The sequence below is a fragment of the Rhodoferax sp. ZS1R25 genome (assembly GCF_056521335.1).
In genome coordinates this window covers 717,011-729,167 of sequence record NZ_JBWMAZ010000002.1, presented here as the reverse complement: position 1 = coordinate 729,167, position 12,157 = coordinate 717,011, and the positions used below count along the sequence as shown (strand labels likewise).

Here is a 12,157-nt window from a genome sequence, read left to right as displayed (position 1 = left end):
TTTTCGTTTTACTTTTTAGCCAGCATCGAGCCAGCCATGGACACCACTCCCCACTTTCCCATCTACATGGACTACAGCGCCACCAACCCCTGCGATGAGCGGGTGGTAGATGCCATGGTTCCTTGGTTGCGCAACCACTTTGGCAACCCCGCATCGCGCAGCCATGCCTGGGGCTGGGAAGCCGAAGCGGCGGTGGAGAAGGCCCGCGAGCAAGTGGCCGCGTTGATCCATGCTGATCCGCGCGAAATCGTCTGGACCTCGGGTGCGACCGAATCCAACAACCTGGCCCTGAAGGGCGCGGCCCAGTTCTACAAGAGCAAGGGCAAGCACATCATCACGGTCAAGACCGAGCACAAGGCGGTGTTGGATACCTGCCGCGAGCTGGAGCGCCAGGGTTTTGAAGTGACCTATCTGGACGTGCAAGAAGACGGTCTGGTGAACTTGGACGCCTTCAAGGCTGCCATTCGCCCCGACACGATTCTGGCCAGCGTGATGTTCGTGAACAACGAGATCGGTGTGATCCAGGACATTGCCGCCATCGGCACCATCTGCCGCGAAAAGGGCGTGATCTTCCATGTGGACGCCGCCCAAGCCACCGGCCGTGTGGACATCGATATGACCACGCTGCCAGTGGATCTGATGAGTCTGACCTCGCACAAGACCTATGGCCCCAAAGGCATTGGTGCCCTGTTTGTGCGCCGCAAGCCCCGCATCCGCCTGGAAGCGCAAATGCACGGCGGTGGCCACGAGCGCGGCATGCGCAGCGGCACGCTGCCCACGCACCAGATTGTGGGCATGGGCGAGGCCTATCGCATTGCCAAAGAGGAAATGCACGCCGAGAACGTCCGTATCCAGGCCCTTCACGACCGCATGTTGAATGGCCTGAAAGACATCGAACAGGTGTTCATCAACGGCCACGAGTCCAAGCGCGTGCCCCACAACCTGAACATGAGCTTCAACTATGTGGAAGGCGAGTCGCTGATCATGGGCATCAAGGGCTTGGCGGTATCCAGCGGTTCCGCCTGTACCTCCGCATCCTTGGAGCCCAGCTATGTGCTGCGCGCCTTGGGCCGCAGCGATGAGCTAGCCCATTCCAGCTTGCGCATGACGATTGGCCGCTGGACTACCGAAGCCGATATCGATTACGCCGTGGACACGATCAAGAAGAACGTCGCCAAACTGCGTGACCTGAGCCCACTGTGGGACATGTACAAAGAAGGCATCGATATCTCGACGATTCAGTGGGCAGCCCACTAATTAAGTCCCCCAATTTGGAGAAACAAAAATGGCATATTCAGACAAAGTCGTTGATCACTACGAAAACCCCCGCAACGTGGGCAGCTTTGAAAAAGGCGATGACAGCGTGGGTACCGGCATGGTGGGTGCGCCCGCTTGCGGTGACGTGATGAAGTTGCAGATCAAGGTCAATCCTCTGACTGGCGTGATCGAAGACGCACGCTTCAAGACCTATGGCTGTGGTTCCGCCATTGCCTCCAGCTCGCTCGTGACCGAATGGGTCAAGGGCAAGACACTGGACGAAGCAGCGGCCCTGAAGAACAGCCAGATTGCGGAAGAGTTGGCTCTGCCACCTGTCAAGATTCACTGCTCCATCCTGGCCGAAGACGCCATCAAGGCAGCGGTGGACGACTACAAGAAAAAACACCTTAACTAATAGGTTTGCGGGACAGATCTTTAGCGCTGTCCCCAACTGATTAAAAACATGACAGTTTCTCTGACCGAGGCCGCAGCACGGCACGTGACCCGTTACCTGACCAAGCGTGGCAAGGGCGTGGGCGTGCGTCTGGGCGTCAAAACTACGGGCTGCTCTGGCTTGGCGTACCAGCTGGAGTACGTGGATGAGTTGTCGCCCGAAGACATCGTGTTTGAAGGCTTTGGTGTGAAGGTGCTGGTGGACCCCAAAAGTCTGGCCTACATCGACGGGACACAGCTGGACTTTGTGCGTGAAGGGTTGAACGAAGGTTTTCGCTTCAACAACCCCAACGAGCGCGACAAGTGCGGCTGCGGTGAATCGTTTCGCGTGTGAACCTGCAGGCCGATGATTTCGAACTGTTTGGTCTGACCCGGCAGTTTGCGCAAGACCGCGCCGCCATCGACGCCCGCTGGAAGGCGCTGCAGCGCGAAGCCCACCCCGATAAATTTGCCGCCCAAGGTGCGGCCGCGCAGCGCATCGCCATGCAATGGTCGGTGCGCATCAACGAGGCTTATCAGCGCCTGAAGGATCCACTCAAGCGCGCAGTCTACCTGTGTGAACTGGATGGTGCGCCCGTGAATGCCCACAGCAATACCGCCATGCCCGCTGCGTTTTTGATGCAGCAGATGGAATGGCGCGAGGCGCTGGATGACGCGGACGCGGTACCGGCACTAGAGGCTTTGCAAGCCGAGGTGGATGCCTCGCGCGCGCAATTGCTGCAACAATGTGCCACCCTGCTGGACCAGCAACACGATGCCGTTGCGGCGGTGGGGCCTGTGCGGGCCCTGATGTTCATCGAAAAATTCACACAAGACCTGAACCAGCGCTTCGACCAGTTTGAATAATTACCTCCATGGCGCTTCTACAAATTTCTGAACCCGGGCAATCGCCCAACCCGCATGAACGCCGCATCGCCGTAGGCATTGACCTGGGCACTACGCATTCGCTGGTGGCGGCAGTGCGCAACGGCACGGCCGAGTGCCTGCCCGACGCCGAAGGCCGCGTGATTCTGCCCAGCGTGGTGCGTTACGTGGATGCAGACCGCCGCCAAATCGGCTTCGCCGCTCTGGAGCAGCAAACCAGTGACCCCGGCAATACGATTGCGTCGGTCAAGCGGCTGATGGGTCGGGGCATGCAAGACATTGCCCATGCCAGCAAACTGCCCTATGCGCTGGTGGAGACGCCGGGCATGGTCAAGGTCCGCACGATTGCGGGCGACAAGAGCCCGGTGGAAGTGAGTGGCGAGATTCTGGCCACGCTGCGCTTTCGTGCCGAAGACACCTTCAACGACGACATTTACGGCGCCGTAGTGACCGTGCCCGCGTACTTTGATGATGCGCAGCGCCAGGCCACGAAGGACGCTGCGCAACTGGCGGGTCTCAACGTGTTGCGCCTGATCAACGAGCCCACGGCGGCGGCCATTGCCTATGGCTTGGACAACGCGTCCGAGGGCGTGTACGCCGTGTATGACCTGGGCGGTGGCACGTTTGATATTTCCATACTGCGGCTGTCGGCCGGCGTGTTCGAAGTCCTGGCCACAGGCGGTGATTCTGCCCTGGGCGGCGACGACTACGACCGGGCTCTGGCGGACTGGTTGCTCGCCCAGGCCGGCCTAGAGGCGCGTACGCCGGAAGACCAAGCGGTGCTGATGGCGGAGGCGCGCCACTGCAAAGAGGCGCTGTCGGACGAAGACATCGTGACCGCTGAGGCAGACCTGTCCACGGGCGGGCTGGACGTGTCGCTGAACCGTGAGCAGTTTGAAGAAGCGACCGCTGCCTTGACCGCGCGGACCTTGCAGGCCGTACGCAAGACGCTGCGGGATGCAAGCCTGGGTAAGGACGATATCCAGGGCGTGGTGATGGTGGGCGGCTCGACCCGTATGCCGCAGGTGCGTCGCGCGGTGGCCGAATTTTTTGGCCAGGCGCCCTTAACGAACCTGAACCCCGACGAGGTGGTGGCATTGGGCGCTGCCATCCAGGCCAACCAATTGGCTGGGAACAACCCCACGGGCGATTTATTGCTGCTGGACGTGATTCCCTTGTCTCTGGGGGTGGAAACCATGGGCGGTTTGGTGGAGCGCATCGTGCCACGCAACCAGACCATTCCTACCGCCATGGCGCAGGATTTCACGACCTATAAAGACGGCCAAACGGCACTGGCCTTGCACGTGGTGCAGGGGGAGCGTGACCTGGTGGCAGACTGCCGCAGCCTGGCCCGGTTTGAGCTGCGGGGCATTCCGCCCATGGCTGCTGGCGCAGCGCGCATCCGTGTGACCTTCACGGTGGATGCCGATGGCCTGCTAAACGTAGCGGCCAAGGAGCAGGTGAGTGGGGTCGAGGCACGCATTGATGTGAAGCCGTCCTACGGCCTTTCCGACGACCAGATTGCGCAAATGCTCAGGGACAGCTTCACCACGGCCGAGGCCGACATGCGCGCGCGCGCATTGGTGGAAGCCCGGGTGGATGCCGACCGCCTGCTACTGGCCACCCACAGTGCGCTGGCCGCCGATGGCGATTTGCTCAGTGTGCAAGAGCGCGCCGAGGTCGATGCTGCGATGCAGGCACTGGACGCTGCCCGCACCAGCGACGACGCAGCCTTTGTCGAAGCCCAATCCAAAGCCCTGGCGCAGGCCACCGAAGCCTTTGCCGCGCTGCGCATGAATCGCGGTATCGCGCAGGCGCTGTCGGGCAAGAACATTGAATCCATTTGATCTTTTCCCGTAAGCACCATGCCCATCATCAAAATCTTGCCGCATCCGGAATACTGCCCCACGGGCGCTGAGTTGACGGCCCCAGCCGGTACGTCGATCTGCGAAGCCCTGTTGGAAAACGGCATCAACATCGAACACGCCTGCGACATGAGCTGTGCCTGCACCACCTGCCACGTGGTGGTGCGTGAGGGCTTTGCATCCCTGAATGAGCAGGAAGAAACGGAAGAAGACCTGCTGGACCGGGCCTGGGGCCTGGAGCCCAATTCCCGCCTGAGCTGCCAGGCGTTTTTGGCACAAAAAGACTTGGTGGTGGAGATTCCCAAGTACTCGATCAACCACGCCAAAGAGAACCACTGAGGTATTGCGATGCGCCAAATCTTTCTGGACACCGAAACCACTGGCTTCTACGCCAACCATCCGGACAATCCGGACCGCATGGTGGAAATCGGTTGTGTGGAGCTGGTGAACCGCAAGCTCACGGGCAATAACCTGCACTTCTACCTGAATCCCGGGCGTGATAGCGACGAGGGTGCCTTGCGCGTCCACGGGCTGACGACGCAGTTTTTGAGTGACAAGCCCCGGTTCGAGGAAATCGCGCAAACGTTGGTGGACTATGTGGCCGATGCGCAAATCATCATCCACAACGCCCCGTTCGACTTGGCGTTTCTGGACATGGAGCTTGCGCGCACCGGCCGCCTGCGGTTCAAGGAGTACGTGGGGAGCGTGCTGGACACCCTCGTCATGGCCAAGGAGATGTTTCCCGGCAAGCGCAACAGTCTGGATGCGCTGTGCGATCGGCTGGAAGTAGACAACTCTGGACGTACGCTGCACGGCGCCCTGCTGGATGCCGAGCTGTTGGCCGACGTCTACATTAATATGACGCGGGGCCAGGACGCGCTGCTGATGGACACCGCCACGCAAGAGACCAAGGGCATCGTGGTGGAGCGTGTCGACCTGCGCACGATTGACCTGCCCGTGCTCAGTGCCAACGCACAGGAAGTGGCTGCCCATGACGATGTGCTGACCCAGCTCGACAAATCCAGCGGCGGGAAAACGCTGTGGCGGAAAACCGCTTAAATTTTGTTATATAATTTGAGGCTTACCTGATAAGAATTCAGGGCGATTAGCTCAGGGGTAGAGCACTGCATTCACACTGCAGGGGTCGCAAGTTCGAAACTTGCATCGCCCACCACATTAAAAAGCCTAGCTCAACGAGCTAGGCTTTTTTGTTTCCGCCTTCCAAGCCGCACACGGCTTAGGCGCTAGGTACCTGGGCCTGGGTCAGGTAGTGCAGCACCAGTTTGTCGTTTTGGGTCAGGTTTTTGAAGGCCAGACCAACAAAGAACTGGTCTTGCCCGGCGGCGCGGTTGTGGTGGCAGATGCTGCCGGTCAGCTGAAGGCGCACTGGGTTCTCTTCAAACTGCACATCCATGCCTAGCTGCACCAGATCACCAATGCCGCCCAGCGCGGCAGGGCTGCTGACCATGGCGCCCGCGGGGCTGATGTCCACCAGCATCAGGTCCAAGGCCGGCGCATCTTCGGCCACATTCGCAGGTCGCGCCCGGGTAGGCCAGGAGACCTTGGTGCGCATGGACTGGCGCACCTTCTTGGCATCCACCTGCGCGGGGTAGGCCAGCAGCGCGTAGGCAAAGGGCTTCTCGAAGGTCTGCAGCACCTTGCTCAAAAACGAGAACTCGTACTGCCCGGTAAACCCGCGCACCACGCACACCTCACCTTCCTCCAGCCCAGTTTGTGTGGCATCGGACCCTGGCGGGCCGACCATCACGCCCTTGCCTTCGATGGCGCCGAAAAACTGCGCCTCTTTTTTGCTGGCACCCTCGACCAGCCGGCGGGTTTGTAGCGCCATGCCGGAGCGCAGGCCCATGGACTTGAGGGGAAGGCGATTAATACTGTCAGTGGAGGAATCTGGGCTGTCCATAGCGATACAAGATGGTTAGTGTTTTTGCGGTAGGGACTGGACCCACTCGATGATGGATGTCGCCATGGTCTTCGTGGCTTTGGGAGCTTTGATCGCTCCTGCCAACACATGCTGACCACGGGACTCGCTGTAATCCACCATCTCGATGGTCTTCAGCGGCGCTCCTATGCGGGCAAAAGCCGCGACCGTTTCAGCTGGATCTACCGTTTGATCTCCTGGGCTGTACAGAAGCAAAACCGGTGTTTGAAAGGTTGACAAATCGCTTTCCCGCACTGCTTTGACCAATGCCATCATTGGAAACAGCGCCTTAGTTGGGTAGCTGGATGTCCAGGCAGCTCCTTCTGCTCCATTTTCTGGTGCTCCGCCCCGAGTCTCTCCTTGCAGCGCGAATGCAATGCGTTGACCCCAAGGGCCGTTGATAATCTCTGCACGCTTGTCTTTGGGGCCAAAGTTGGGAGAGATAAATACATGCGCCGCAATTGCGGAAGATGGCGCATGGGTTGCAATCCACGTAGCTAATGTAGATCCGGTCGAGCAACTGATAACCAAAACACGCTCACCCAAAGTCTGACCAATGCGAATTGCTTCCTCGGCATCTGCCAGCCAATCTTGCGCAGTGGCTTCACCCATTGCAAAGTCGGGGCGCCCGTGTCCTGCAAGGCGGGTATAAAACGTATTGGCTCCTAGAGCTTCGGCAACCATGTCTGTCAGTGGTGCAGTTTCCAATCGGCTGGCTGAAAATCCGTGAATATAGACCACGGACCACGGCGTGCGTCGTCCTGGCGTCCCAGCCCACACAATGCCTTTCGCATTGCCCGGCTTGAGGTCGGTGAATGTGGCTTCACTGTTGCGCAACCAATTCTCTACTAACGTTACGTCTTGGGGGGGCTTTGCTCTGGCAGTTGGGGTATCTGCGCCAAAAGTATTGCGTGGGCCCACTAAAAATATAGCTATGACGACCACCAGCAATGCCAGTAGCAATGCGCAAATACGGAACCACCGCCTATGTAAAAAGCCTTTTCGGGCTGTAGGTGCTAGGTTTGCCAAGGTAATCTCCACGCGATTTTTTGATGGATCAATTTTTTTGAGCGCTGAAGCTTGCGAAAAAGCATGCCCACATGCCACTGATAAGATGGTACACCGGCCAAATACCTATCAAAAAAAGGTGGAGCGTGCATTAATGTGAGGTTCAATGATGTCGGAGCAGGTGGACTGCGTGGTGATTGGTGCGGGCGTGGTGGGGCTGGCCGTGGCGCGCGCGCTGGCACTCGCCGGTCGCGAGGTCTTGGTGTTGGAGGCCTGCGATGCCTTTGGCACCCAGACCAGCGCACGCAACAGCGAGGTGATCCATGCCGGCATTTACTACCCAGCGGGGTCGCTGAAGGCGCAACTCTGCGTGCGTGGCAAACAGCTCCTGTATGACTACTGCGCCGAGCGCGGCCTGCCGCACCAGCGCTGCGGCAAATTCATTGTGGCCACCGATGCCGCGCAAGTGGCGCAGCTTCAGGGCATCCAAGCCAAGGCGGCGGCCAATGGTGTGGCCGATCTGGTGCTACTGAATGCTGCCCAGGCCCGCGCCGCCGAACCGCAGCTGCAGTGCCTGGCGGCCCTGCATTCACCGTCCACCGGCATTGTGGACAGCCACGCGCTCATGCTTTCGCTGCTGGGCGATTTGGAGCGCGCAGGCGGTGTTTTGGCACTGAATTCGCCTCTAGCCCGCGCAGATATTGCGCAAGGAGCTATTGATTTGATAGCGGAGGATGGCACCCGTCTGCGGGCCAACACGGTGGTGAATGCTGCTGGCTTCGCGGCCCCCGCCTTGGCAGCCCGCTTTGCGGGGCTGGACGCGCGCCATGTGCCGCAGGCTTACTTTGCCAAAGGCAACTATTTCACGCTGGCGGGGCGCAGCCCGTTCTCGCGGCTGATTTACCCCGTGCCCGAGGCCGCGGGTCTGGGCGTGCACCTGACCATCGACTTGGGCGGCCAGGCCCGTTTTGGCCCGGACGTGCAGTGGGTGGACGACCCGCAGGAGCTGGAAGTGGACCCGGCGCGCGGGGATGCGTTTTATGCCGAGGTGCGCAAGTACTGGCCGGCCCTGCCCGACGGTGCGCTGTTGCCTGCCTATGCAGGTATACGCCCCAAGATCCACGGCCCTGGCACGCCCGCATCGGATTTTGTGATTCAGGGGCCGGCGGTGCATGGCGTGCCGGGGCTGGTGAATCTGTTTGGGATCGAGTCGCCGGGCTTGACCAGTGCACTGGCTATCGCAGAATATGTGCAGGGGCTGTTGCAGACGCCCTAGAGTTCTTTTTTCCATGCTGAAGGGTTGCCGTGATGAAGTTCAATGCATCGAGTGTGAAGATTGCGCGGGCCGCCATGGCCTTGGCGGTTCTGGCGGGCTGTGCGACCAGGTCCGAAACCCAGGAGTCTCTGCGCACGGAGACCCTGCATGTTCTCACCCAAAAAATGGAATTGCTGACTGTGAATGCGGGCCAGCCCAGCAAGGTGCTGCGGCGCACCGCGGTGGTGGGGCTGCCCGAGGGGGAGACGCTGGTGGGCATGGACTACCGCATCTCCAAGGGCATGCTGTTCACGCTGAGCAGTGCAGGGCGCCTCTACACGCTGGATGCCCCCACCGGGGTGCTCACCGTCGTGGGCAGCGGGCCCGGCGTGGCGCTGCAGGGGAATGCCTTTGGGGTGGACTTCAACCCCGTGGCGGACCGGGTGCGTGTGGTGAGCAATACGGGCCAAAACTTGCGCTTGCACCCCGACACCGGCGCCGTGGCCGCCACCGATCCGGCTCTGGCCTATGGGCCGGGCGACGTGCAGGCGGGGCAGCAGCCAGAGGTAGTGGCTGCGGGTTATACCTACAACAAGAAAGACGACAAGCTCACCACCAACTACGCCATCGACCGCCGCGCTGGCATGCTGGTGACGCAGGGCACAGTGGAGGGCGTGCAACCCGCCGTGTCGCCCAACACTGGGCAACTGCGCACGGTGGGGCCCCTGGGCACCGGCCCCTTGCTGGATGCGTCGTTGGACATCGCCGACGTGACGGGCGTTGCCTTCGCCGCGGTACGCAGCACCAGCCAACCCACGACCAAGCTCTACACCATTGACCTCAGCAGCGGCAAAGCCACCTTGCTGGGCACCGTGGCCGACGGGGCAGCGATTCTGGGGTTGGCCGTCGAACCCTGAGTTGCTATGGATTCAGGAGCTGCTAGCGCACTATTGACGCGGGCTAGTGGCTCTTTTTATTCAAAGACTTGATCGCCAGGGCGGCATCCCTGACCAACTGCGGGCCGCTGTAGATCAGCCCGGTGTAGATCTGAACCACATCGGCACCCGCCTGGATTTTGCTGACCGCATCGGCCGCGCTCATGATGCCGCCCACGCCGATGATGGGGAAGTCTTTGCCAAGCGCCGCGCGCAGCTGGGCGATCACTGCATTGCTTTTCTCCAGCACTGGCGCGCCCGACAGGCCGCCGGTTTCTTCCGCATGCGGCAGGCCTTTCACAGCCTCGCGCGACAGCGTGGTGTTGGTGCCGATCACGCCCCAGGCGTTGTTGACCTGGCCGTTGCTGTCGGTGCCGTAGCGTTTGAGCGTGGCGGCAATCACGGCCACCTGGTCGGCCTCCAGATCGGGGGCGATCTTCAGGAAGATGGGCACGCGGCGTGGTGACATGCCGCCTTTGCCGTCTGGCTGGCCGTGTTTTTGCGCCAGCTGTTCGCGGCGCTCGGCAATGGCGCCCAGTAGCGCGTCCAGCGCTTCGTCGCTTTGCAGGCTGCGCAGGTTCTTGGTGTTGGGGCTGGAGATGTTGACCGTGATGTAGTCCGCATGCGGGTACACGCAGTCCAGGCAGATCAGGTAGTCGTCCGTGGCTTTCTCGATGGGCGTGGCGGCGTTTTTGCCGATGTTCAGCCCCAGCAGCAACGACGGGTTTTTGCTCTGGCGCAGGGCGGAGCGCTGTACGTTGGCAATGAAGGCGTCCAGCCCGCCGTTGTTGAAGCCTAGGCGGTTGATGAGCGCGTGGGCCGCGGGCAGGCGGAACATGCGCGGCTTGGGGTTGCCCGGCTGGGCCAGCGGGGTGACGGTGCCCACCTCTACAAAGCCAAAGCCCATGGCACCCAGGCCGTCGATGCAGCGGGCGTTTTTGTCCAGGCCGGCGGCCATGCCCACGCGGTTGGGAAACTTCAGGCCGGCCAGGGTGACGGGGTCGTCCACACGGTTGTTGCAATAGGCCAACTTGAGCGGGTTGCCCTGGGTGGCGGCCAGGCCCGCCATGGTGATGTCGTGGGCGACTTCGGGGTCCAGATTGAACAAAACGCTGCGGGCGAGGGCGTAGGGCACCAGAGACATCGGATAATTCCTGCTTTCAGATTTCAACTCCCACGATTGTCCCTTATGAGCACACCCGCACTGACCCAAGACGAACTCAAAACCCTGGTGGGCCAGGCTGCGCTGCAGTATGTAGTTCCCGGCGAGATTGTGGGCGTGGGCACCGGCTCCACGGTCAACAAGTTCATCGACGCGCTGGCCACCATCAAGGACCAGATCAAGGGCGCCGTGTCCAGCTCCGTGGCCAGCACTGAGCGCCTGCAGGCGCTGGGCATCCAAGTGTTTGACAGCAATGAGGTGGACAAGCTCTCGGTCTACATCGACGGTGCGGACGAGATCGATGGTGCTGGCAACATGGTGAAGGGCGGCGGCGCGGCCCTGACGCGTGAGAAGATCGTGGCGGCGCAGAGCGCCAAGTTTGTCTGCATTGCGGACGAGTCCAAGTTGGTAAAGACGCTGGGCCAGTTCCCCCTGCCTGTGGAAGTCATCCCCATGGCCACGCAGCGCGTGATCGCCCAGTTTGCTGCCATGGGTGGCGCGGGCAAGGTGCGCCAGAAAGACGGCAAGCCGCTGGTGACCGACAACGGCCAGTGGATTGTGGACGTGACCGGCTTGCAGATCACCGATCCGCTAGTCTTTGAAGCCGAAGTGAGCCAGTGGCCCGGCGTGGTGACGGTGGGCGTGTTTGCCTTCCAGCGCGCGCAGGTGTGCCTGCTGGGCACGGCCAGCGGCGTGAAGACGCTGACGTTCTAAACCCTTTTTCTTGGCACCCAGCAAGGAGGGCAGGGCATGGCAATGAACCATCTGGCCGAGGTGCTCACGCTCTCCAACACCCACATTGCCATTGAAGCCGCCGCTACGGTGGCATTTGCGCTGTCCGGCCTCATGGAAGCGGCGCGCAAGCGGCTGGATGCCGTGGGTGTGTGCGTAGTGGCCGGACTAACCGCGTTTGGCGGCGGCACGCTGCGCGATGTGCTGCTGGACCGGCGCCCCTTCTTCTGGGTGGAGCACGCCACCTGGCTGTGGGCGTTGCTGGCCCTGTGTGTGGGTGCCATGCTGTTTTTGCGCGCACGCCACTTTGAACCGACCGAGCGTGCCATGCAGTGGCCCGACGCGCTGGGGCTGGGCTTGTTCACAGCCGGTGGTACCCATATCGCGCTGGAGATGGGCATGCCCGCCATCGTGGCCGTGCTCATGGGCATGGTCACGGCGGTGTTTGGCGGGGTCATGCGCGATGTGGTCTGCAACGAAATTCCGCGCGCGTTCCGCGACCACCAGCCGTATGCGGTGTGTTCGTTTGTCGGGGGCTGGGTGATGGTGGGCGCGCAGGCGTTGGGCCTGCCGCTGTGGGGCAGCCTGGTGGCTGCGGCTGGCGTGGCCACCGCGTTGCGCTTGCTGGCCCTGTACCGGGGCTGGAGCCTGCCCGAGTGGCGCTCGGGCGCAGCCGGCTCGGATTAA

General features: G+C 61.3%; 14 protein-coding genes and 1 tRNA gene. 12 read left to right on the top strand and 3 right to left on the bottom strand.

Annotated features, from left to right (window positions below):
* The first annotated feature begins 36 nt into the window (after positions 1-36).
* The 8 genes from AC097R_RS14230 (at position 37) to AC097R_RS14195 (ending at position 5,613) form a co-directional block, all read left to right on the top strand.
* On the top strand, positions 37-1,257 hold the full coding sequence (locus AC097R_RS14230; protein ID WP_479598791.1) for an IscS subfamily cysteine desulfurase: 1,221 nt from the start codon (positions 37-39) through the stop codon (positions 1,255-1,257).
* Positions 1,258-1,285: 28 nt separating this feature from the next.
* Positions 1,286-1,672, top strand: a complete 387-nt coding sequence (gene iscU / locus AC097R_RS14225) for a Fe-S cluster assembly scaffold IscU (protein ID WP_105259532.1) — start codon at positions 1,286-1,288, stop codon at positions 1,670-1,672.
* 48 nt (positions 1,673-1,720) lie between these two features.
* Positions 1,721-2,044 (top strand): iron-sulfur cluster assembly protein IscA, encoded by a 324-nt coding sequence (iscA, locus tag AC097R_RS14220; protein WP_105259531.1) that lies wholly within the window; start codon positions 1,721-1,723, stop codon positions 2,042-2,044.
* A complete protein-coding gene (gene hscB, locus AC097R_RS14215) occupies positions 2,041-2,556 on the top strand; it encodes a Fe-S protein assembly co-chaperone HscB (RefSeq protein WP_479598790.1) in 516 nt (171 codons plus the stop codon). Before iscA ends, hscB begins: the two co-directional genes overlap by 4 nt.
* Before the next feature lie 8 nt (positions 2,557-2,564).
* The gene (gene hscA / locus AC097R_RS14210; RefSeq protein WP_479598789.1) at positions 2,565-4,421 is read left to right on the top strand and encodes a Fe-S protein assembly chaperone HscA; all 1,857 of its coding nucleotides are present in this window, start codon (positions 2,565-2,567) and stop codon (positions 4,419-4,421) included.
* Between the two features lie 18 nt (positions 4,422-4,439).
* Complete coding sequence (fdx, locus tag AC097R_RS14205; RefSeq protein ID WP_479598788.1) at positions 4,440-4,778, top strand: ISC system 2Fe-2S type ferredoxin; 339 nt, start codon at positions 4,440-4,442, stop codon at positions 4,776-4,778.
* A 9-nt stretch (positions 4,779-4,787) separates the two neighbouring features.
* On the top strand, positions 4,788-5,498 hold the full coding sequence (dnaQ, locus tag AC097R_RS14200; protein WP_479598787.1) for a DNA polymerase III subunit epsilon: 711 nt from the start codon (positions 4,788-4,790) through the stop codon (positions 5,496-5,498).
* 40 nt (positions 5,499-5,538) lie between these two features.
* Positions 5,539-5,613 (top strand) — tRNA-Val (locus AC097R_RS14195).
* A 63-nt stretch (positions 5,614-5,676) separates the two neighbouring features.
* Here AC097R_RS14195 and AC097R_RS14190 read toward each other — a convergent pair.
* Together AC097R_RS14190 and AC097R_RS14185 are read right to left on the bottom strand one after the other, a co-directional pair.
* Positions 5,677-6,360 carry a PilZ domain-containing protein gene (locus AC097R_RS14190; protein ID WP_479598786.1) on the bottom strand — a complete coding sequence of 228 codons (684 nt, stop codon included), beginning with the start codon at positions 6,358-6,360 and terminating at the stop codon, positions 5,677-5,679.
* Between the two features lie 15 nt (positions 6,361-6,375).
* Positions 6,376-7,407 carry an alpha/beta hydrolase gene (locus tag AC097R_RS14185; RefSeq protein WP_479598785.1) on the bottom strand — a complete coding sequence of 344 codons (1,032 nt, stop codon included), beginning with the start codon at positions 7,405-7,407 and terminating at the stop codon, positions 6,376-6,378.
* A 148-nt stretch (positions 7,408-7,555) separates the two neighbouring features.
* Between AC097R_RS14185 and AC097R_RS14180 the strand changes: the two genes are divergently transcribed.
* Both AC097R_RS14180 and AC097R_RS14175 read left to right on the top strand, forming a co-directional pair.
* On the top strand, positions 7,556-8,662 hold the full coding sequence (locus AC097R_RS14180) for an NAD(P)/FAD-dependent oxidoreductase (RefSeq protein ID WP_479598784.1): 1,107 nt from the start codon (positions 7,556-7,558) through the stop codon (positions 8,660-8,662).
* Positions 8,663-8,694: 32 nt separating this feature from the next.
* The gene (locus AC097R_RS14175) at positions 8,695-9,558 is read left to right on the top strand and encodes a DUF4394 domain-containing protein (RefSeq protein ID WP_479598783.1); all 864 of its coding nucleotides are present in this window, start codon (positions 8,695-8,697) and stop codon (positions 9,556-9,558) included.
* Between the two features lie 43 nt (positions 9,559-9,601).
* Here AC097R_RS14175 and AC097R_RS14170 read toward each other — a convergent pair whose 3' ends face one another.
* Positions 9,602-10,720 (bottom strand): quinone-dependent dihydroorotate dehydrogenase, encoded by a 1,119-nt coding sequence (locus AC097R_RS14170; RefSeq protein WP_479598782.1) that lies wholly within the window; start codon positions 10,718-10,720, stop codon positions 9,602-9,604.
* Positions 10,721-10,765: 45 nt separating this feature from the next.
* Between AC097R_RS14170 and rpiA the strand changes: the two genes are divergently transcribed.
* A complete protein-coding gene (gene rpiA, locus AC097R_RS14165) occupies positions 10,766-11,452 on the top strand; it encodes a ribose-5-phosphate isomerase RpiA (protein ID WP_479598781.1) in 687 nt (228 codons plus the stop codon).
* Between the two features lie 42 nt (positions 11,453-11,494).
* Positions 11,495-12,157: a trimeric intracellular cation channel family protein gene (locus AC097R_RS14160; RefSeq protein WP_479599554.1), complete on the top strand. Its 663-nt coding sequence runs from the start codon at positions 11,495-11,497 to the stop codon at positions 12,155-12,157.